The organism is Streptomyces sp. NPDC107581 (assembly GCF_055657175.1).
In genome coordinates this window covers 1-21,734 of record NZ_JBVKBH010000034.1, presented here as the reverse complement: position 1 = coordinate 21,734, position 21,734 = coordinate 1, and the positions used below count along the sequence as shown (strand labels likewise).

Here is a 21,734-nt window from a genome sequence, read left to right as displayed (position 1 = left end):
CCCCGGCCGCCACCCGCTACCGCACCGCCCCCGATCTCCTCGCGGCCGCGGACGAGCAAACCGACACTCCGACAAGTTGATTCTTTACGGCTTCACAAGACGGCCAACGTCCTCGACAGCCTGCCCAAGTCGGCCCAGCCCGCGGCGAAGAAGGCCATCCAGGACATCTACAACGCCGAGGACAAGGAGCACGCGGCCAGGGCGGTCAAGGCGTTCGAGAAGCAGTACAAGGCGAAGTTCCCCAAGGCCGTCAAGAAGATCACGGATGATGAGGCCGAGCTGCTGGCCTTCTACGACTTCCCCGCCGAGCACTGGATCCATCTGCGGACCACGAACCCGATCGAGTCGACCTTCGCGACCGTCCGGCTACGGACGAAGGTCACCAAGGGCGCCGGCTCCCGCGCGGCCGCCGTGGCGATGGTGTTCAAGCTCGTCGAGTCCGCCCAGGCACGATGGCGGGCCGTCAACGCACCCCGCCTCGTCGCCCTGGTGAGGGCCGGAGCCCGCTTCGAACGCGGCGAGCTCCTCGAACGCGCCGAGACGATCGCGGCATAAGGTCAGGCCACCATGACCGACTACGACACCTACGGCACCAGCACACACACCGCGAGCGAACTGGTCCGCCTCGTCACCGGCCACCTCGATGTGGTCTTCACCGAGCGCGAAAGTGACTACCGGGGCGTTTACCACCTCGCCCAGGGAACCTACGGACACATCGAGATCCAGCCGAACGCCATCCCCGGCGATGACGGCCAGGAGGACCTCTACGCCGCGGAACACCCGGCGTTCCAGGTCCTCTTGCTCACCAACACCCCAGCCCCAGAGCCCACCCTGCACACCCACCTGGGCACCATCCAAGGTCTCGTGCACCTGGGCCGCGAATCATGGTGAGCCGCCGCGGACCCACAACTCTTGACAATTACTCGCCGCCGACCCGCCCGCAGGCCAAGGTCAGGATCCTCGATGCCCTGAGGCGCGCGGAGCGCGCCGTGTTCACCCGCCCGGCGCCCAAATCCGCGCGAGCCCAGATGAAATTCCTTCGCACACGCGCCAAGGGCTCCACGAAGGCCCTGGGCGAGCGCCTGGGCGTCTCCCGCAGCACGGTGCACGGCCTACCTCACCGGCGCCTCCACGAAGCCCCACAAGCGTCTTCAGGAGGCCCTGACGCAGGAGACCGAGGAACAGTGGCAACCACGGGTCAGGGGCGCAGGCGAGGCAGCGCGCGGCCGCCTCCGGCGGGCTCGTCATCACCTGCCGGGCCACCTTCGGCTTCACCGCGAACGGCACCTCCGACGACGGCCTCGGGTACGGGACATCATTACCGCCGTCTCGCCCTCGCACGCCGCCCGGATCCTGGACGCGAAGGAGCGCGGCGCGACGGACGATGATCTGCAACCGCTGCTCGCTGAGGCCATCACCGAGTCCTATTTCCGCGAGGGCGGCACCGCCCGCGCGGGCCTGCGCGCGGATTTCCAGGACGTGGAACACCTCGAAATCTCGTTTTAGCCGCACGGACTTCGAGGCTGCTATGAACCTGTCTACGGCTGCCATGCACCCGCCCGGCAGCCGGGTATTCCGTCACCCGTTCCCGCGACGATTGGGAGGCTCCGTGAGCACCCCTGTTCCCCGATCCCGCCGCCTGCGCATCCCGGCGCTCGGCGCGGCCGCGCCCCGCCAGCCGGTCGACCAGGCGAAGGTCGGCCGCCGCGCGGCGCGCCGCCGCGCCGCCGGGATGACCGCCACCGAGACCGCGGCTGCGCTCGAGGACGCCCGGCGAATCGGAGACGAAGACGCTGTACGCCTCGAACGGTCCCAACAACGTTGCTGTCTTCGACTGCGCGAGCCATCCGATCGTGACGGTGCACTGGTGGCGTTCTGACGGCCGCGGCGGCCTTGTCGGCCCCGGCCAGTAGTCCGATCGGCCTGGGCGACGAGATCCAGGACGACGGCAACCAGAGGGCGCAGACAGGCCGCTGAGCGGGTGACTCGGCGCCGGAGTCTTCCATACCGGTGGGGGCGATTCGAAGCGGCTGGTGCCCGTCGGGGATGATCCCTAACGGGCGCGGCCAGGATGCGAAGGAGAAGAGCCGATGGCCGAGCAGCAGAAGATGCACACGTTGAAGGGCACCAGGGACGCCCTGGTGGCCAAGCAGGGCTATCCGGAGGACCTGGACAGCTTCGACGCCGACATAGCGCGGATCGTCGCCGCCTATCAGAAACGGATTGAAGCGAAGCAGGCCGAGACCGCACTGCAGGAGCGGGTCGCGGACTCGCTTCCGGAGCAGCACTCGGAGGACGATCCGGAGACGATGCCTCAGCCCACCGGCCGGCAGATGCTCGGCTTTCTCGGGCAGGCGGTAGGCGCGGCCTGGAAGGGGGCCCTCTCCGAGAAGGCTGTGCGTGACCTGCGCCCGCAGAAGGAAAAGGCGCACGACGTCTGGGTGGAGTTGTGCGAGCAGGTCGAGGAACTGCCGGTGCGCCGGCAGGACGAGGGCTGGCGGATCGTGAAGCGGCGGCTTCGTGACACTCGTCCTCGGCTCGGCGATCTCGCCAACTGACGTTCACAGGGGCCCGGGACGGCCTGGCCGTCCGGGCCCTTTCCATGTGCCGCAGCCCATGCACGGCGGTGTGACGTAGTTCACATACGACGCTGCGTGATCCGGGCGCCCGCCCGGCCGGGTAACCGGGCACTTTGCCGGGTCACGCTCGGTAGAAGCTCACTACCAGTAATCAGTCGCGTCGCACACGTCGGCTACCGACTGTGACATGGCCGCTGTTAACCCAAGCACGCCACATGCTAGGGAAGGAAATAGCTTGATGACGGAGCGTACTCGCTGTCTCAACTGGGGCTCGGCGGCCGCTCCATGGATGGCTGCACGCTCCCCTCGCGGTCGCGTAGGGTCATCACCGCTCGGCCTCACGAGCAGCCCTCTGGGGTACCGGCCGTACCTGGCCCTGGGCCCTGGGCCCGGCGACGCATCCGCCTGTGGCTCGCTCTGGTAGCCGCCGCCGCGTATTGGACGGGGCGCAGCATCAGGGAGTGGATGTATCCCCGGATGCGAGCCGCCCCCGGCTCAAAACCACTGAGCCGGGAACGACCCGCCGGTAGTCGCGGCCTGGCCCTCACCCCATGCCGGGGGTGGGGGCCTTCGCGCTGTACCGGCGCCGAGTCTAAGTCGTCACGTGCTGGTGTCACCCGCGGGAGTGCTCCCGGCCGGGCACCACCGTCCGGTGCCGGGTTTCGTCCGTAGCGTCCCGGAGCGCCCCGCCCCGGCGCTACCGTGATGGGGATGCCCGAAATTGGCTCTGACCGCAGTTCCGTGAATGCCCAGGTCGCCGAAGGGAACGGGGGATCGTTTCGGCAGGAACGGCCGTTGGGTTCGTGCCGGGCCATAGTCCGGCTCTGAGTGCGTCGGCACCTCTGCGGCCATAGGGGGACGGATTCGCCTGGTCCGGAGCAATGGCACTGCTCATGCAGGGGAGCTGGAGCGTATTGTCCACGTCGCGGACCGTGCTTCAGGCGCCCATTGACGCGTCGGCGGGTCCGTCCGTTGCGGGTGGCTCGGCCGGCGTGAGAATCATGGCAACCAGGTGGTCGAGGGCTACCGAGGCCCCGGGGTCGTGGAGTTGCGTCTCGGGTGCGAGGGCAGCTGCGGTACGGCGCAGTTCGAGCCAGCCGAGGTAGGCGGCGTAGGCGGAGAGTGCTCGGTGGCGGGCGCCCTGCCGGCCGAAGCCCAGGTCGGTGAAGATCTCGGCGAGGAAGGCCAGCCGGGCCTCGGTGACCCTGGCGACCACCTCGGCGATGGCCGGATGGCCGGCCTGCGCGGCGAGGCTGGGCTCCAGACCGGCGATCTCCTCGCTGCCCAGGGCCTCCGCGAACAGGGCGCGGGCCCGGGCCCAGGCGTCATCCAGGGCTTGGACGGCCGCCACCACCTCGGTGGTGGCGCGCAGTTCCCAGGTCTCCAGGGCTGCCACCAGCAGGGCCTCCCGGTCGGCGAAGTGCCAGTAGAAGCTGCCGCGCGTGACGCCCAGCTCGCGCGCCAGCCGGTCCACCGCTACCGCGGCGACCCCGCCGCGGGCCAGCGCCCGCAACGCGGCCATCGTCCAGTCGTCCCTGCTGACTTTGCCCTTCCCCATGTTCCGTACACTACTGTATGGAACATCCGTACAGCAGTGTATGGAACTGTCTCGGAAGGGGTGGCGGGATGAACCTGGTGGCATGGGTGCTCGGACCGGCGGGGCGTGGGGAAGGGCCACGACGGCCAGGCGCTGTATCAACAGCAGGTGCCGGCCTTGGTGTTCGGGCGGCAGCTGCCGTGGCGAGTGCGGGTCTGCTGGCGGCTGGGGCCCTGCACGCGGTGTGGGCCTTCTCTCCCTGGCCGCTGGACTCTCGGGCCGAGTTCGCGGCCGCCGTGGTGGGGGTGGAGGAGTCGCAGCTGCCGTCCCGCCCGCTGACGCTGGCCGTCGCGGGTCTGCTGGGCGTGGCCTCCTGGCTCGTCGCCACCGGCACCCGGCCGGCGAACCGTTTGGCTTCCTCGCGCCTGGTCCGGGCCGGGCTCTGGACGATCTGCGGTGTCTTGTCGATGCGCGGGCTGGGTGGCCTGGTCGCCTCGGGCTTCGCCCTGGGCGAGGCACCGCACGAGTTCCGGCACTGGGACCTGCTGCTGTACTCCCCGCTGTGCATCGTCCTCGGCGGCCTGACCGGCTACGTGGCAGCCCGGACCCGGCGCCGCCGCATCAACCCTCAGGGCCAAGCCTGACCCACCCCGCCCGCCCCGAAGGGCCCGACGGGCCCAGGCCGATCAACAAGACACGCCCCAAGGCAGAAGGCCACAGTGAACGCGGACTCCATCAGCGTTCATGGAACTGCGGTCAGAGCCGTGAAAGGCTCTGACCGCAGTTCCGTAAATCCACAGGTCAGCGGCAGGAACGCGGGATCGTTTCGGCAGCGTACTTCCTGCCGTGGCGAGCAAGACGGTTGAGGCTGTGCTGTTTCCCGGGATCGATGTGCGAGTGGAGGGGGTGAGCGACTCCTCCGGCATGTTGGTGGTGGAGGCGGTGTCGACGGCCCGCCCAGGTCGGTGCCCGAACTGCCGCAAGCAGGCCCGCCCTGTGCACAGCACGTATCAACGCACCCTGGATTAGGGGCCGTTGGGCTCGCGCCGGGTCATCATCCGGTTGCGGGTGCGCCGGTACTTCTGCGACCGCAGGAGCTGTTCCCGCACGACCTTCGTCGAGCAGGTACGCGGGCTCTCCGCGCGCTACCGCCGTTCCAGCACCGGGCTGGCGGGCTGGCTGCGGTCGATCGCTATCGAGCTCGGCGGCCGTCCCGCCGCTCGGCTGTGCCGCCGGCTGCGGCTGACCGCGGGCCGGACGCGGCTGCTCCGGCTGCTGAGGGCGCCGGCGGTGCCGGACCGTGCGCCGCGGGTGTTGGGGGTGGACGAGTTCGCCTTCCGGAAGGGCTGCACCTACGGCACGTGCTGGTCGACGTCGAGGCTGGCCGGGTCGTGGAAGTGTTGCCCGACCGCACCTCCGAAAGCTTCGCGGCCTGGCTCACTGAGCATCCCGGCGCCGAGATCATCTGCCGGGACCGAGCCACCGCCTACACCAAGGCAGTCAAGAAAGCCGCCCCTCACGTCCTGGAAGTCGCCGACCGCTGGCACCTGCTGCAGAACCTGTCCGTCGCGGTGGAGAAGACCTGCCACCAGCATCGCAACTGCCTGCGCAAACATGCCGAGGAGGCGACGGTGACCGAGGTGCCGGAGCTGCCCCCGATGCTGTTACCGCCCGCGGAGCTACCCCGCACCCAGATCATCGAACGGACCCGCCACCGCTACCAAGACATCCACCGCCTGCTGGAGAAACGCTGGACGATCAGCGCCATCGCCCGCCGTCTGAACCTCGACCGCAAGACCGTGCGCCGCCGGCGTAGGCACGCAGCTGGCCCGAGTCCTTTGCGGCGTTCGCCACCCGAAGGGCAGCGAGCGGCTCGAGGAGGAGGGCCAGGAGTATTGCCGGGCCCTCCTCCAAGCAGTTGCGAAAACACAGTCGTGGTGCTCGCCGCCGCTGGCCCGCCATGCCGTATTTGCCCGGCCGTCTTGCGAGTCCAGTCAGGGCTTGATGACCACCTTCCCGGCGGCCTCACCGGTCGAAGCAGGGCTGTGGGCTGCGGAACTGGATTCGTTGCTGCTGCGGGTGGGCGAGCGGTTCGGGCGTATCGAGCCACGGCGGCGGATGCGGGATTACGTGCGTGGGCTACTCGGCCCGGTCGGCAGGAAGAACAGCTGGCAGCTTGCTGAGCACGCTGGTCACGCCACGCCGTACGGGCTGCAGCGACTGCTGTCCTGGTGCCAATGGGATCCGGACGAGATCCGCGACGACCTGCAGAATTATGTGGCCGAGCGGCTCGGCCGGCCGGACGGTGTGCTGATCGTGGACGACACCGGGTTCATCAAGAAGGGCATCGTCTCGGCCGGAGTCCAACGGCAATATTCGGGGACGGCGGGCCGCACCGAGAATTGCCAGATCGGTGTGTTCGCCGCCTACGCCTCAACCCGTGGCCGTGCGTTGGTGGACCGGGAGCTGTATCTGCCCAAGTCCTGGACCGATGACCCGGATCGGTGCCGGACAGCGAGGATCCCGCAGGACAGGGCCTTCGCGACGAAGCCGGAACTGGCGCGGGCGATGGTCCGGCGGGCGCTGGACTCCGTGCTGCCCATCGCCTGGGTGACCGCTGATGCGGTCTATGGGCAGGAAGGGCGCTTCCGGCAGGCACTGGAAGAGGCCGGCGTGGGCTACGTCCTGGCGGTGCCCAAGTCGCAGCAGGTCAAGACGGCTGCGGGGAGCTGGCGCATCGATCACGTCTTGGCCGGCGCCCCGGACGACGCCTGGGAACGGATCTCCTGCGGAGACGGCGCGAAGGGCCCACGGATCTACGACTGGGCGGCAGCGCGATTGCCTGTGATCGAGAATGTCGACGGTGCCCTATCCACGCACCACCGCTGGGTCTTGGCCCGTCGCAGTCTGATCCGTGTGCCTGCCGATAATGTCATCCGTGCAGCTCACGGGCTTGCTGGGTGCTGCGGCAGGATGACCAGATGTTGCTTCGTCTCACCTACCTGGTCATCAGTAATGTGTTCGCCGCGCTGCGGCTGCTGCCGATGAGCGGCCGGGACAAGGACGCGGAGATTCTCGTCCTGCGTCACCAGATCATGGTGCTTGAGCGGCAGCTCGGTGCGGGCCGGGTGCAGTTCGCCGCGGAGGAGAGGGCCTTCCTCGCTGCTCTGCTGGTGCCGCTGCCGCGCGAGGTTCTGCGCCGGCTCCGGTTGCTGGTCCAGCTCGACACCGTGCTGCGATGGCACCGCGATCTGACCAGGCAGCGCCACGCTCGCGTCTCAGGGCCGAGGAGGCCGGGCCGTCCGCGTATCGTTCGGTCGATCCGCATGCTGGTCCTGCGTCTGGTCCTGGAGAATCCGTCGTGGGGCTATCGCAGGGTGCACGGCGAACTCGCCACGCTCGGCGTGAAGGTGGCCGCCTCCACCGTCTGGGAGATCCTCAAGGAGGCCGGGATCGACCCCGCACCCGCACGGAGCTCCAATACCTGGGCGGATTTCCTGCGCTCGCAGGCCGAGGCCCTGCTCGCCTGCGACTTCTTCGAAACCCTCACGCTGACAGGGGCCCGGCTGTACGTCTTCGCGGTGATCGAGCGCACCACCCGGCGGATCCGGGTCCTGGGCGCGACGGCGCACCCGTCCGCAACCTGGGTGACACAGGCGGCGAAGAACCTCGTCATGGACCTCGAGGACGCCGGCTGCCGCGCCCAGTTCATGATCCGGGACCGGGACGGCAAGTTCCCCGCCCTGTTCGACGCCGTCTTGAAGGATGCAGGCATCGAGGTCGTACTCACCGGGGTTCGGATGCCCCGCATGAACGCGATCATGGAACGCTGGGTGCAGACCTGCCGGCGCGAGCTGCTGGACCGCACCTTGATCTGGAACCAGCGGCACCTGCTCCACGCCCTGCGTGAGTTCGAAGACTTCTACAACTTCCACCGGCTGCATCAGGGCATCGCGAACGCCCGTCCGCTGCACTCCTTACCTACGCCGATCACGGATCCGGACGAGACAGCCCGCCTCGATGTACGCAGACGAGATCGCCTTGGCGGCATCCTCCACGAGTACCAACATGCCGCGTGACCTGCACGGACGATGATTTCGGCAAGGGCAGGATCGCAATCTTGCAGACTTCATCGACCAGCACTACGCCCACCATGCCGGCGCCCGCACATTCGGCTGCCTGCTCCACCTGTGCGGCCACGCCGAAGGAGCCCGCTTCTGGTGGCAGTTCGCCGCCGGCGCCGGGGACGACACCGCCGAGTACTGCCTTTTCCTCGACCATGCCCAGCACGGCGAGTTCTATGACGCAGAGCACTGGGAGGGTCAACTGGCTCTTCACGGCTTCGCCCCCGAAGAACTTTTCGACGACCGCAGCGCAGCTCCCATCCTCACCAAAGAGTTCACAAGCTGCGTCGACGACTACCTCGTCGAGCGTGTCCACCCCGATCTCGGCGTCGTTCCCTTCCCCAAGACCCCGCTCATCAAGCATGTACGCGACTTGGCCACCATCCCCACCAGGCGATGCGCCACCTGAGCAGAGAGTCGTCGGCCGCTGGGTTCCGGCAAGATGCGTTGCCAGCTGACCATCGCCCCGGCTGAACAGGCCGCGCCCGACGAGTGTCCTACGGCGTGCCCCGCCCCCATCGCCGTCGCCCGCCGACAAGGGCCGGGCCCGTCGCCACGGGTGAAGCGACGGGCTCGGCCAGATTGCACAGCCGCGCACCCTCAACCGGTGTGCGTTACCGGTCGACGAGTAGTGGCCGCCGAGTTCAACGAACTACCGGTTTGCGCTCCATGTGTGGGGCGCGGCAGATCACCAGAACTCCGGCTCTTGCCACTGGACACACGTTGGACGCTGCCCCCCGGAGGACAGGAACTCCTTTACAGCCTGACGCACAAGAGCGATGGGGATTTCCGAATTACTCGGAAATTCGGTCGCACTCCCCATGATGGAGTAGGAGGTCTCTCCTCGTCCTTTCGAGGGATCAAGCGAAACCAAGTTCCCGTCGTCCATGAACGCGAGAACTCCGACCTGAAGTCCTCCGTCTGCCCCGACCATCAACTCGTGGTCGGGAACCCCTGCTGGCATGAGTGGACGGTCCAGGCTGTGCAGCGCGGCCAAGTTCTCCGACGGTCGGCTCGCAAGAAGCGTATCGACCAAAACGTCAACATCACTTGGACTTTGAAGCAAAACCGGGCTATCCCCATGCTCGCGCCGATAGTACGCTTGCACCCGACCGTGCGTCACTTCGCTCCTCCATAGGTCCATTGCTCATAGCCGCCATTGCCGTCGGGCCAGTGTACCGTGAGCTGCCGTTTGCCCAGAATCGTGTCGAGGGTCTGATGGCACCCCAATGGTTGCGCGCATGGTCCAGCCGGGTTATTGATGACGATTTCAGCCTTGTCAATGCCATCCCGAATCATGATGCCAGCCATTTTCTGCTCGACATCACTTGCGCGAGACGATCTTGAAGCACCCTTCAGAACGCCTTTTTCGCGAAGGGTGTCGTTAACTATGTCTATCAACCCGGCGTCGGCTTTCTTGTTCCCGCTGACGAGGCGGTATACGTGCCCTGTCGAAGTGGCGCCGACTCCGACCGTCGACCCGCCCTCGGCAAATTTGGGAAGAACCCGGGCGGCAAACGCCTTAAACCCTTCAGCGCCTATTCCGATGCCCATGGCGCGCGCCCAGCCCGGCCCCGGAACCCACGGGACGACGTTTTCCTGGGGAGTTACATATTCGCAGTTTGATCCACCTGCATCGCAGAGTAGCTGAGGATCAGGCTCTCCGAATATTTTGTTGAAAACGAATTTGAGCGCACTAAGAGCAGGATCATTGGCATTGCCCTTATAGGGGCCGGGTGTCGGTGTTGGCCCTGGGCTTGGGGCTGGTACAGGGGCATCGCTACCAGTGGCTGCCGTGCCGCCGGTGTTACTGGGTCCCCAACTAGTGCCGGCTCCCCCGCTGCTACCGCCTAGACGCCCGTCCCCATAGTCCCGCCCATGCTTCTTCTCCCACTCCTCAACCGATTTCGTTCCCCCGCACACCCCGTCCTGCATGCAGACGCCTCGCCCTGACGGGTCGCTGGAGGTGACGGGTGTGTTGTTGGCGTAGGCGTAGCCGTTGAGTGATTGGTGCTGGTCGAGTGTCAGGAGCGGGTCGACGCTGATGAACTGGCCGATGGTGGGGTCGTATTCGCGGGCGTCGACGTGGGTAAGGCCGGCTGCGTCGTCGGCTGGCTTGCCGAGGAACGCCTTGTCGTCGGGCCAGGACGTCGGCTTTGTGCCCCGCAGTGCGCCGAAGGGGGTGTTGTAGCGCTTGGTGACCGCGTAGGTGGTCGAGTCGAGGGCGATGCTGGAGGTGCCGTGGTGGTCGGCAGCCAGGAAGCTGAGCTTCGTGCCCGAGACGCCAGCGGTGGCAGTGCGGACGGCGATGGTCTGGCCGTTGGCCGTGTAGGAGCGCGTGCCGGAGGCGGTTTTCGTGGTGCCCTTGGTGGTGAGGTGCAGTTCTGTGCCGGCGCCCAGGTAGAGGACGGTTTCGCCGTCTGCCTTGGCGCGGCGGATCAGCAGTTCGCCGTTTGCGTCGTAGAGGTAGCTGGTCTCCTTGGTGCCCTCCGTGAGTTTGGTGAGGTCGCCCTCGGTGTTCCAGGCCAGAGTCTGCTGGGTCGTCGCCTGTGTCTTGGGGTCCGGGGGGCCAGGGCGGGAGGTGGTGTTGCCGCTGCTGTCGTAGGAGTAGGTGGCCGGGCGGGCGCCGGTCGTCTTGTCCAGCGTGTGCGGCTTGTTGTCGGTGGTGGCGTTGTAGGTGTACGTCGTGGTCTTGTCGCCCGACGTGGTGTGCTGGGTCTCGGTCTTGCGCTGGCCTGCGTCGGTGTAGGTGTATGACGTCCAGTAAGGGGCTGCCCCGTCGAGGTTGGTGGCCGTGCGGCCGGAGGCCGCGCAGTCGGCGCTCTTCGGGGTCCAGGCCTCGGTCATGCGGCGGTTGCCGTCGTAGGCGAAGCACTGGTAGTCGGCCTTGGCGGTGCCGCCCTGGGTGGTGGCGTCGAAGATGGAGGTGACGTTGCCGGCGTCGTCCTGGGTGAACTTCAGTTCCTGCGGCATGTAGCCGTGTACGTCGTCGGTGACGTAGGAACGGGTGAGGCGGCGGGTGCCTTCCTCGTAGTCCCAGGTGAGGTAGGCCTTCTTCGCCGAGGACGAGCCGTCGGTGCCCAGGGTGAGCTGACGCAGGTCGCTCTGCGGGGAGAAGGCGGCGCCCTGCAGGTAGCCGGTGGTGCCCTTCGAGGTGAGCTGGTGGCCGGTGGAGTCGTAGGTGTACGACACCGTCTCGGCGGCCAGGCCGCCCGCGGCCGGGGCGGAGTACTGGCTGATCGACCCGTCCAGGTTGTAGCCGGTACTGAACGACAGCGTCTTGGGCACGTAGCCGTCGGTGACTAGGGGCTCGGTGTCCGGCAGGATCAGCTGGCTGCCGGTCGCGTGGTACATCGCGTCGAAGGCCGTGACCTTCTCGGTGTATGCCCTTCCGGTCACGCCGCCGTCGTAGCGGGTGGCGCTGTCCTGCTGGCCCTTGACCACCTGGTCGAAGTCCCAGGCCGCGAGTTTGTGGGCGTCGGTCTTGCTGACCTGCCACATGCCCTTCTTGCGGCCCAGTACGTCGTACTCGTACAGGAGTTTCTTCGAGGCGTCGTCGTTCGGTGTCGTACTGACGAGCTGGTCGAGTTCGTCGTACTCGCTGCTGCTCTTGCCCTTGTCGGGGTCGGTCGCCGTGACCTGGCGGCCGAAAAGGTCGTAGGTGTATGACCACTTGGTCTGGTCGGGGCCGGTGACCGTCTCCTGCTGGCCGGCAGGGGTGTACGTGAAGTCGGTCGTGGTGAAGTCCGTGCCGGTCGGCGTCGGGCCGGCGTATTCCCGGCGCTGGGTCGTCTGACCGAGCGCGTTGGTGACCACGGCGGTCGCCTGGCCGCCGGTCGGGGCGCTGGTGGCGACGGTGTCGCCCGTGTAGGTGGTGTCGACCGTCCAGCGGGTGACGCCGTGGACCTTCGTCACCGCCTTCGTCGGCCGGCCGGCCCCGTCGTAGGTTGTGTCGGTCTGGGTGGGCGCCTGGCCTCCGGAGGTCTCCGCGGCTTTGGAGCTGGGCGTTGAGGTGCTGTCCCAGATGTCGGACTGCTGGCTGACTGCCAGGCCTCGTGCGTCATAGAGCGTCAGGGAGATGAGCCGTCCGCCCTGCGGCGTCGGTGTCTGGGTCTGGCGCGAGCGCAGCAGGGAGTCGTAGAACTCGTAGCTGGTGTTGTAGCCGGAGCCGTCGTTCTTCAGGGTCGCGGTAGAGACCCAGGACATGTCCGAGCTGGTGACGTTGTAGGTGTAGACGTAGTTGGGGGTTTTGCCCAGCGTTTTGGAGCGGTTGGGCAGCCAGAGCTTGGTAATGCGGCCGAGGCTGTCGTACTCACTCTCGGTGATCTTGTTGTTGGGGTCGGTGACCTTCAGTGTCGCGCCGGTCGCGAAGTCCAGGGCCGTGGTGGTCTTGTACGTCTTGGCGTCCGACACCGCCGTTGACGTCAGCGGACCGGAGTCCTCAGGTACGTAGGTGGTGGAGGACACCGACAGGTCGTTGGTGTCGGTCACGATTTTCGGACGCCCGAGCGTGTCGTACGTCGTTTTGGCCACCTTCTGCCAGGCAGGGGTGTCGTCGCTGCTGTATCCCTTGGCGCGTCCCTCCCAGCTGGCATCGCCCTTGGTGGGTTTCTGCGATGCCGACCAGGTGGTGGCTGATGTGTCGTCGTAGACCGTGGCGATGTCGGAGATGACATCACCCGGCTGCTTGGAGTCGGCCGGCAGGTCAAGCGCCGAGTCGGCCGTGGCACAGGAGGCGGCGACGGTACGGGCGCGGGAGACCAGGGAGTTGATGCCCTTGTCGTCGTTGCGGGCGTACCACGTGTGGGTGCACTTCTCGTCGTCCTTGGCCGAGTCGTCGCCCTCGTCCTCGACGGTCTCGGCCATGCCGTAGTCGTCGTAGGTGGTCTTCACCGTGTGCACGCGGTCGTACGGGGTGAGCTTGCTGGTGATGTCGGTGCGGGTGTGGGTGGCGGCGGTCCGTACGTAGTACGCCTCGGTGTCCGCGTACGACTTGTGCTGGGTCGCCGTCCGCCTGGACCACGGATCATTGACCGTGCCACTGACTTCAGCGTCACCGTTGTAGCTGACCGACTCGCGGGTGAAGCCCGCGTACTGCTCGGAGTCGGTGATCTCACCGGCCTTGATGCCGGAGACCGTGACGGTCTTGCGCTTGTCGGCGTCGGGAGTCTTGCCGTCCGAGCCGAGCACGCGGTCACCGTTCATGCCGCGCAGGTAGACCGCGGTCTCTTTGCTCTGCGTGCCGGTGGAGATGCCGGTGAGGTGAGTGACCTGCTGGTATCCGCGCCAGATGGACCAGGTGCGCTCCTTGGCGGGAGTCAGCGGGTCCTCGTCGTAGTGCCAGGCAGCGCCGCCCGTGTACTGGTAGCTGTGCTGGACAGCTTCGGAGCCACCTCGGGCGTCGGTGGTGGAGACCGAGCTGACCGGGTATTTCTGGAACCAGTCGAGGATCGGGTTCTTCTCGCCGTTGGGCGACCAGTACACCGGGTAGCAGCGCTTGGTGTTCTCGTCCAGCTTGGGCTTACTGCCGCCTGCGGTGCAGTCGGCGTCCATGTAGGTGACGATCGTCTGCGCGCCGGTCTCGGACGTGACGGCCTTCAGACGGGGCTTGTTCAGCGGCAGGATGTCATCCGCAGCGCCGTCCACGCGGTTGGGCATCATGACATGGCTGAACTTGACCGGGTCGAGGGACAGGTCCGTGCCGCGCTTGCCCGTGTGCTTGATCTCGTCCAGCCACAGCGACTGGTCGGTGGAGTCACCGGTGTCACCGGGGTCGAGGTAGAGCTGCTTGAGGGACCACACGTCCGCCGGCTCGAAGGCAGGGGTGGAAGCCGCCGCGTTCCACGCGGAGGTGGTGATCGCCGTCAGCCGCTTGCGGGTGAAGAACGAGGGGCCGACGTTGCCGGTGCACTTGTCCCCGTCCTTGCAGATCGCGTCGAACGGTACGTCCGGCCAGTTGTCCCGGGTGTCCTTGGTCAGCGAGTCACAGCCGCTGCCCGAAGTCAGGCAGCGCTCGTCGTAGGTGAACACCACCTTGTCCGAGGCGGCCGGGGAGGCGGAGAAGAGGGCGCCGGCGCGCTGGCCGTAGCGGATCTCCTTCAGGTAGCCACCGCGGACGTAGTCGGTGCCGGTGTTGTCGTCGCCGAGCATGTCGTAGTTGTTGTGCTCGGCGGTGTACCAGTACGACTCGGCGTTGCCGTGGGTGTCCTCGACATAGTCGAGGTTCCACCGCCAGGCCTGCATCTTGTGCCGGCCGGAGAAGGAGTCCCCGCTGCTGTAGCCGGGTTCGCCTTCGTCGTCGCCGAAGACGGGCACCGTCCACACCGACTGGGTGCGGTCGTCCGAGCCGGCCCCGTCGAGCTTGTTCAGGCCGAACACGTACTTGGTGCCGTTTCCGGTGATGACCGTCCAGTACTCGCCGTCGTCGTCACCGTTGTCGGCGCCGGTGGAGCGGGTGACGGTGGAGGCGTCGTCGTCCTGCAGCCGCCACTTGCCGCTGGTGTCGTCCTTGACCAGCTCGGTGGCTTTGCCGTTCAGGACGAGGGAGGCGTTGTCGTACTTCCAGCACAGGTCGTACTTGCCGTCCTGGCCGTCATCGTCGCAGGAGCCGTACTTGCGCTCGATGTAGGAGGAGGTCAGGTCGAAGCCGGCGCCGATCTGGCTGCCCTGGTTGTTGGAGTTGGCTGTCTGTCCGTCGACGGCGCCGGAGTCGTATGAGATCGACAGGTCCGGCTGCGGTCCGGCGGCGGCCGGTGGCACCCTCAGGGGGTACGACCAGGTGAACGAGCCTGAGGAGCCGCCGGCTTCCCACGTCGAGGAAGCGGACAGCGGCGTGGCCTTGTAGTCGCCGGCGCCGGATTTGGTGCCCGCTGCGACGGCCAGCAGCATGGACTGCCGGTCTGACGCGAGGGTCACCGGCGCGGAAATGCTGTCTTTGGCACGGTTGTTGACGGAGTCCAGGGTGACGCGTTTGCGGCACTTCGCCGTTTCCGGTTCCTTTGCCGCGCAGTTCGGCAGGCGTGTCAGCTGGAGACGGCCGGCCCAGTCACCGCCGTAGGCTGCGGCGAAGGCGGAGTAGTCGATGCCGAGGCGGGCCTTGCCGCCGGCCTCGGGGCCGGTGAGTTTGAGGAGCACGCCCTTGACGCCGAGCTTGGCGGCAGCCTTCTGGTCGAGGACCTCAACCGTGACGGACCGGGCCGTCGTGCCTTTGCCGGGGGCGGTCACGGTGACGGGCAGGGAGCCGGGGCGGGCCAGGGCGGTGCCCTTGTCCGGGATGGTCAGCGACGCTTTGCCGGCCTTGGGCCAGATGGTCTTGCGCTGCTGGTCGTGGCGGGCCCGGGCGGCGGCCGCCTGGTCGGCCTCGTCGGCCTTGCGTACTTCGGCGGCTGCCTTCTTGTTCACCTTGGCCGTGAAGGGGCTGACTTTGGTGGCCTGGGGTGGCTTCAGGTGCGGGCGCCCCAAAGGGTCGGTGTCCGCGGCGAAGGCGACGGGGGTCAGCAGGCCGGACAGGAGTGCCAGGCCCGTGGTCGCAGCGATGCGACGGGACCAGCGAGTTCTGTCTCTGCCCCTGCGGCCTGGTGCTGGCCTGGGTATGCCAAAGGAATTCATGGCGGGTTCTTCCTGCGCGGCGCCGGGCTGTGTCACGCCGGACGCGTGCCGTTGAGGAGGACGAAAATCAAGAGGATGCGGCGGATTCAGCCGCCGGGTGCCGAGCGGCCCGCTCAGAGAGCGGGCCGCTCAGGGGCTGGTGACTGCGTGCCAGGCGTCAGCTCGGCGTGTCCAGCACCTGGGAGCGGATCTGGTCGGCACTCATCGCGCCAGTCCACACCCTCAGTGATTCCAGCGAGCCGGGCAGGTAGTGCCCGGTGGAACCGCCGGATGCTCCGCTGCCTGCGGACAGTACGCCGGTGCCCTGCTGGATTGCAGAGAATCCGGAGTTGTCTTCGCCGGGCTGCTCGAGACCGCCCACGTACAGGTGCAGTCGGCCCATGCGGTCTTCGGTCTTGCTGGAATCGGCCGGGTCGGTCCACTGCCACGTCTCCTGGGCGTCGAACACGCCGGTGACGTCCACCCCGGTGTTCACCTCGGCGGGGTCGGCGGCTGCCACCTCAGCGCTCTGTGTGACCTTGCCGTCCGGTCCGACGGCGGTGCGGGTGAACTTCCACTGGTAGGTATCGGCTGCGGGCTTCACCACCCACAGTGCCCACGAGGACTCGCCGCCGATCGCCTGTCCTGCCACCTGGGCCTGGTAGCCGACCGGCTTGGACGCCAGGCTGCCGGCATCGGTATCGGCATTCAGCCTTACGTGGGCGGAGACGGTGAATGAGCCGGTCTCGTCGGTCACCGGGCCGGGCGCCGAGGCGTAGCCCGATGTCCCGTCCAGAACGAGGGTGTTGTTGTCTTCGTCGAGTTTTGCACCGGTAGTCGACAGTGCCAGCGCCGGTGCGGGATAGGGGGTCACCTCCTTGACCTGATTGCCGGTCGAGGAGGTGGCGTCCCAGTACGCCACGAGCTCGTTGGCCGCCACGCCGTCCTGGGTCAGCTGCGCCTCCTGAGCCACCTGCTCAGGGCTGAGCGCGTACTGCCACACGGCGACCTCATCGATGCGGCCGCGGAAGTTTTCGCCCCCGGCCCCACCGGCCGGCGAGCGGCCGAACTGGAGGCCGGTTGGGGACGTCCACGGCTGGTATGTGCTGGACAGATCGTTCAGCACCGCCGGCTTGCCCTGCGGGCGGCCGTTGACAAACAGCTGGATGGTGTCGTTGGTCTTGTCCGTGTCGCCCTTGGTGTCGAAGACGGCCGCCAGGTGCGTCCACACGTTCAGCGGCGGCGGTCCGGCGTCGGCGACCGACCGCAGATAGTCCGGATTATCGACGTCGGCGGCAGTGCGGTTGAACACCCACTTCTTGTAGGACGCGGAGTAGTACAGAGTGAAGGCAGACGCCTTCGCGCCCGGCGCCGACAACACCACATGGGTCTGTGAGGCATCGGTCAGGTAGACCCAGGCCGACACGGTGAAGGAGTCCTTGGTGTTCACCGCCGGTGCTGCAGTGGCCGCGTAACCGTCACGCGTGGTGTCGGTGCTGCTGTCGTTGAGGTACAGCGAGTAGTCGGACTCTCCGCGGCGTCCCAGGGTCGACCAGCCGGCGTGCGTGGTGTAGAGCGTGGCGTCGTGCCGGGTGCCCTCTGTCGCGGTGTCCTTGGCCACCGTCACTCCAGAATTGGGCGCTGCGTCATCGAAGTGCCAGCGTCCGGCAGCGCCGGCGGCCGGAGCCACCTTGAAGGTGAACTCCGCCGGAGTGCCCCACCGCTTGTACACGTCCTTGGCCCGCACCGAGAGCACCTGGGTCCCCGAGAGCGGTGGTGTCACATTCTTGACGTCGGCTGTGAGCCCGCCTGTGACCTGCCGGGCAGGCGTGGACAGCAGCTTCCACTCATAGGCGGTGACGTCGGTGTGTCCGTCTTTGATGTCGGCACTGTTGGGCTGGAAGGTGAAGGAGCCCGGCACGCCCGGTCCCCCCTTGCCTTCGCAGACCTCGCTGCCGCACTGGGTGTAGGGGGAACCTGCGGTGATGCGGGGCGCCTTGGGTGCACTCGAGTCGATCTTGAAGTAGCACCAGGAGCTGTAGGGCGACCACAGATCACCGCTCTTGCCGTCGTACGACCAGTGAGACTGGGTGCGTGCCTTGTAGCGGTACAGACCGCCGTCGGCGCGCTCGCTGGTCCGCGTCTTCTCCAGCGTCCCATCACCATGCCAGCCCGTATCGGGCATGTGATCCGTCCACACCTGATGCCAGGCCGCGTCATCACCGCGCTCAACCACATACTCGGCCTGAAGCGTGGCTGCCGGTTCGCCCTTGTGCGGCTGCACCAACGTCTGTATCTGGGCCTGCATCATGGGATCCTTGCGGGTCACGATGAGGGGATCGGTGGAGGATTTCTTGCAGTCGGCGGTGGTGCCGTCGCCGGGAATGACGCCGACGTCGGTGGGCACGCCGGGCTTGTAGGCGAACTTGACCTGCAGTTCGGCGCTGTCGTCGAAGCGCTTCCAGGCTCGCGTGTCGCTTTCGTCCTTGGCCCGCAGCATCAGGGTGAGCCGGCTGATCTTGCCGTCCGCGAAGGAGCGGACCGTACCCGTGAGGTTCTCGTCCGATTCCTTGGCGCTGTCGTTGAACTCGATCCACTTGTCGGGCTGGTCCGGGCTGCACAGGTTGCCGCGGCCCGCCGCGACGTTCTGGTCGCCCATCAAGTCCAGCTGCTTGGGGCCGGGCCATCGGGTGCCCTCGGAGATGTTGTCGGTGCGTACCAAATCCACCCAGTGCGGGTCGCAGTTGAAGGACCACGTCTCATGGGCCCTGAAGGTGGCATCGAGGACATACTTGCCGGCCAACTGGGTCGGGGCGAACTCGAAGTACATGCGGTCGACGTAGCCACCGCCGCAGTAGTAGCCGTCGGCATTGCCACACTTGCCGACACCCTTGCCGCCGTCGAACATCCAGAACTTGTCGCCGTCCGAGGAGATCTTCGTGCGTTCCGAGACTCCCAGTCCGACCGAAGGGTCGATGTAGACGGGGTAGACAGTGTTCTTGCCGCGCAGGAGGTCCAGGTCGGGGTGCACGGCGACTGCGCCGTCATCGACCTTCACAGGCAGCACCGCGGTGGCATCGCCGTCCCCCGGCTGCGACGGATCATCGTGCGCCTGCCCCTGCGCGGGTCCCCCGGCGTCCGTGCGCATCAGCTGTGTCTGCGGGCCTGCTTCACCGTCACCGGCCGAGTCCCACATCTGGCCGGCAGGGCCGCGGAAAACGGCGTTGCCGTCTTCATCGATGGCCCGCAGACCGCCGCCGGCCCCGGCCACCACGGACAGGCCATCCCCGGACGCGGTCAGCCTGACCTGTTCCAGCGCCGGATTCTGTGCCGCTTCGGGCGTCTTGACGACAAGAACTTCCCGGTAGCTCTCAGCTGTGGCTGTCAGCTGCAGGTCCACCCCGTCGAACACGTTGGCATAGGTCGCTGTCGCACCGTCCACTGTCGGCTTCGGCAGGTCGCCAGGCCAGCCGAGGGTGACCGATCGTCCGTCCTTGCCCAGCTGAATCATGTCCGATCCCGACCCGCCGCCGGAGAAGGACAGGTCCACGACCGCGCCCTTGGGGGCTATCCGGCCGTCCGCATGACGCTCCAGTACCGGATCGACAGCGCCCCACCCACCGTCCTTCTCCTTCACCCGCTGAGGGGTGGTGGACTGCGTAAGCGTGAACGAGCCGTCCGGGTTCGCCTTGGTCGTGGTGTACTCGGTGCGGTCCGCCGTCACCTCCACCGGCTCACCCGACGCCTTGGCCTGGGCAGACGCGGTGGGCTCATCCACCGGCCCCGTCACTGCTGCCGTCCTCGACATCGGCAGAGCTGCCGCAGCAGGCAACCCGGGCAGTACCGACAGTAGGAGTGAGGCCACGGCACCGCCCAGAAGGCAGAAGCGCGCTCTTCGTGCCCTCCGCGCCGGCGACACGCCGGCCCACTGAGGCTTCACGAAATCCCCCCGTATATGAATCTTGTAAAGGTCTTGGAAAGTAAACGACCAGTGACCGTACACGGTCAATCAAGTGTGAGACTGCTCACGTGAGTACGCTGACCTGCCCAGTTGAATCCAGCCACAAGATCCACACCTTTCAGATCTGACGCACTGGGGGAGGTACTCCACGATCGTGGCCGACCCGGCCGCACTGCCGCTGAACACTCGGCCTGAAGAGCTGGGTGGCGCGCTGCGGGTGGCGGCTGGGCTGTTCTTCGGACGGCTTCTCCCCGGGGCGTTACTGATCTCGGCTCGTTAGGGTGATCTTTGCTGAACATCCTGATGCGGGTGTCGTGTTGCCGGTAGGCCGTGGTGCGTGAGATATGCGGATGGGGGCGGGCTGACGCCTGCAGCACGGCGGTGCCGGGAAGCGGTGCGGATACAGGCGGCGGAGCTGTTCGCTCAGCAGGTCAAACCGCCGGAGGTGGCCCGGCGGCTGCGTGTGAGTGTGAAGTCGGCGTACCAATGGCAGCAGTTGTGGCGGCAAGGTGGTGCCGACGCGCTGCTTTCGCGAGGGCCGAGCGGGGGCCGGTGTCGCCTCTCACCCCGCTGTCTGGAGAAGCTCGCCGGGTATCTCGAGCAGGGGCCGGCCGCGCACGGCTGGACCGAGGACCAGGTGTGGACGGCTGCGCGAGTGGCCACGCTGATCGGCAGGAAGTTCCACCTCTCCTACAGCGTCTCGGGCGCTACGAGGCTGATGCGCCGGCTCGGTTTCACTCCGCAGATGCCCGCGCGCAGGGTGGCCGAGCGCGACGAACAGGCCGTGACCGGCTGGAAGGAGGCGACGTGGGTGGAGGTAAAAGGGCCCGGGCGGCCTGCAGGGGCTACATCACGCACTGGTCGACGCGGATCTCCGTGTTCTTGTACCGCGCCTTGAGGTCGTCGCGGACCCTCTCGAGAATCCTCCGCGGGCCGGTGTCCCCGTCGTAGCTCGACCGGATCCCGGGCGGGAGGATGAAGATCATGTCGAGGTCGGACACGCCCTTGATCGCGGTGTGCCGGCCGAACGATCCGACCATCAGCTTGTATTCGGTGCAGCCGTCCTTGTCGCGGAAGTCCTTGTTGAGCGCCTTCGTGATCTCGTCCCGGCGCGAGGCGACCGTCGTGGCCGTCTCTCCGACCTTGAGGTTCTGGAGCAGCGTTTCGAAGATCTCTGAGGTCTTCATCGTCATGCCTCGCCTTCGCCGAGCCGGAGCGCCTCCGGGAGGAAGAGGTCGATCTCGTGCGAGGTGAACGTCATCTCCTCGTTGTTCTGCAGCCCGCCCTGGGCACGCTCGAACGCCCTGTTGCTCGTCCTGGGCGCGGCGGCGTACGCGTCGCGCGCGGCCTGCTGCAGCTCGTCCCGCCGCTCTCGGCCCTCCGCGTTGGAGACGGTGCCGGACATCAGGTCGGCAATGAGGGAGATGTACGACTCCCGGACATCCCACAGCCGAGAGGCGATGCCACGGTGGGCCTCGGACTCCTCCTCGAACTTGAAGGTCTTCGTCCCAAGGCTCATCCAGCTGACCAGGAGCGCGATAGAAGAGGTCGCGAGGCTCGTCAGCACTGCGTTGCCGAGCAGGCCGACCACCGCGGCAAGGAAGGTGCCCGAGCTGATCGCGGTGAGAGCAATGAGGACGCCCTGCTGCCACCGGTGCTTGGTGAAGCAGATGTCCGCCTGCTTCTCATGGGTCTTGTGGCTGTAGACCACGCGCCCGAAGGCCTCTCGCATCTGCGCCAGAAGGTACGGGTCGCGGTCGGGCACCGCTTCGCTCTCGTGTGTCAATTCGTTCCTACTCGGTCGAGGACTCCTGGACATGCGCCTGAACGTCAGTTGCACATCTTCTGAGTGGGCTTGTATTTCAATTAGTACTTGTTCAGGCAGAGTTGGTGGGACGGTGAACCATGACAGTGCGTCCGCCCGTCACCGCCTTACGGGCCAAGTT

The 21,734-nt window shown here is 67.0% G+C and carries 14 protein-coding genes and 2 pseudogenes; 9 read left to right on the top strand and 7 right to left on the bottom strand.

Annotation, left to right across the window (positions count from 1 at the left end):
* The 4 genes from ACZ7P3_RS41450 to ACZ7P3_RS41435 form a co-directional block, all read left to right on the top strand.
* Positions 1–555: transposase (locus ACZ7P3_RS41450; protein WP_472089864.1), on the top strand; the 555-nt coding region annotated here is incomplete at its 5' end.
* 12 nt (positions 556–567) lie between these two features.
* Positions 568–891, top strand: coding sequence for a hypothetical protein (locus ACZ7P3_RS41445; RefSeq protein WP_472089863.1), 324 nt, complete (start codon positions 568–570; stop codon positions 889–891).
* 718 nt (positions 892–1,609) lie between these two features.
* Positions 1,610–1,879: a hypothetical protein gene (locus ACZ7P3_RS41440; RefSeq protein WP_472089862.1), complete on the top strand. Its 270-nt coding sequence runs from the start codon at positions 1,610–1,612 to the stop codon at positions 1,877–1,879.
* A 211-nt stretch (positions 1,880–2,090) separates the two neighbouring features.
* Complete coding sequence (locus ACZ7P3_RS41435; RefSeq protein WP_472089861.1) at positions 2,091–2,558, top strand: hypothetical protein; 468 nt, start codon at positions 2,091–2,093, stop codon at positions 2,556–2,558.
* 958 nt (positions 2,559–3,516) lie between these two features.
* Here the strand turns inward: ACZ7P3_RS41435 and ACZ7P3_RS41430 are convergent.
* Positions 3,517–4,137 (bottom strand): TetR/AcrR family transcriptional regulator, encoded by a 621-nt coding sequence (locus tag ACZ7P3_RS41430; protein ID WP_472089860.1) that lies wholly within the window; start codon positions 4,135–4,137, stop codon positions 3,517–3,519.
* A 179-nt stretch (positions 4,138–4,316) separates the two neighbouring features.
* Here ACZ7P3_RS41430 and ACZ7P3_RS41425 point away from each other — a divergent pair, with 179 nt between their 5' ends.
* The 4 genes and pseudogenes from ACZ7P3_RS41425 to ACZ7P3_RS41410 all read left to right on the top strand — a co-directional run bounded on the left by ACZ7P3_RS41425 (position 4,317) and on the right by ACZ7P3_RS41410 (position 8,195).
* Positions 4,317–4,760, top strand: a complete 444-nt coding sequence (locus tag ACZ7P3_RS41425) for a DUF3995 domain-containing protein (protein WP_472089859.1) — start codon at positions 4,317–4,319, stop codon at positions 4,758–4,760.
* A gap of 321 nt (positions 4,761–5,081) precedes the next feature.
* Entirely contained in the window at positions 5,082–6,299 is a 1,218-nt protein-coding gene (locus ACZ7P3_RS41420; RefSeq protein ID WP_472089858.1) for a transposase, read from the top strand.
* A pseudogene (locus ACZ7P3_RS41415) lies at positions 6,184–7,032 on the top strand (IS701 family transposase); the annotation flags it as partial. The gene ACZ7P3_RS41420 and the pseudogene ACZ7P3_RS41415, both read left to right, overlap by 116 nt.
* 65 nt (positions 7,033–7,097) lie before the next feature.
* Entirely contained in the window at positions 7,098–8,195 is a 1,098-nt protein-coding gene (locus ACZ7P3_RS41410; protein WP_472089857.1) for an integrase core domain-containing protein, read from the top strand.
* On the opposite strand, the gene ACZ7P3_RS41405 is transcribed toward ACZ7P3_RS41410, so the two are convergent.
* From ACZ7P3_RS41405 to ACZ7P3_RS41390, 4 genes are all read right to left on the bottom strand, one after another.
* Positions 8,107–8,604, bottom strand: coding sequence for a hypothetical protein (locus ACZ7P3_RS41405; protein ID WP_472089856.1), 498 nt, complete (start codon positions 8,602–8,604; stop codon positions 8,107–8,109). The two genes, ACZ7P3_RS41410 and ACZ7P3_RS41405, sit on opposite strands and share 89 nt — an antisense overlap.
* A 324-nt stretch (positions 8,605–8,928) precedes the next feature.
* Positions 8,929–9,384: an Imm1 family immunity protein gene (locus tag ACZ7P3_RS41400; RefSeq protein WP_472089855.1), complete on the bottom strand. Its 456-nt coding sequence runs from the start codon at positions 9,382–9,384 to the stop codon at positions 8,929–8,931.
* Positions 9,360–15,848 (bottom strand): RHS repeat-associated core domain-containing protein, encoded by a 6,489-nt coding sequence (locus tag ACZ7P3_RS41395; protein ID WP_472089854.1) that lies wholly within the window; start codon positions 15,846–15,848, stop codon positions 9,360–9,362. Before ACZ7P3_RS41395 ends, ACZ7P3_RS41400 begins: the two co-directional genes overlap by 25 nt.
* A gap of 157 nt (positions 15,849–16,005) precedes the next feature.
* A complete protein-coding gene (locus ACZ7P3_RS41390; protein ID WP_472089865.1) occupies positions 16,006–19,635 on the bottom strand; it encodes a LamG domain-containing protein in 3,630 nt (1,209 codons plus the stop codon).
* 490 nt (positions 19,636–20,125) lie between these two features.
* On the opposite strand from ACZ7P3_RS41390, the pseudogene ACZ7P3_RS41385 reads away from it, so the two are divergent.
* A pseudogene (locus ACZ7P3_RS41385) lies at positions 20,126–20,635 on the top strand (helix-turn-helix domain-containing protein); the annotation flags it as partial.
* Here the strand turns inward: ACZ7P3_RS41385 and ACZ7P3_RS41380 are convergent.
* Positions 20,634–20,975 (bottom strand): SMODS domain-containing nucleotidyltransferase, encoded by a 342-nt coding sequence (locus ACZ7P3_RS41380; protein ID WP_472089853.1) that lies wholly within the window; start codon positions 20,973–20,975, stop codon positions 20,634–20,636. The pseudogene ACZ7P3_RS41385 and the gene ACZ7P3_RS41380 overlap by 2 nt on opposite strands.
* 2 nt (positions 20,976–20,977) lie before the next feature.
* Entirely contained in the window at positions 20,978–21,574 is a 597-nt protein-coding gene (locus tag ACZ7P3_RS41375) for an SLATT domain-containing protein (RefSeq protein ID WP_472089852.1), read from the bottom strand.
* Positions 21,575–21,734: the final 160 nt, after the last annotated feature.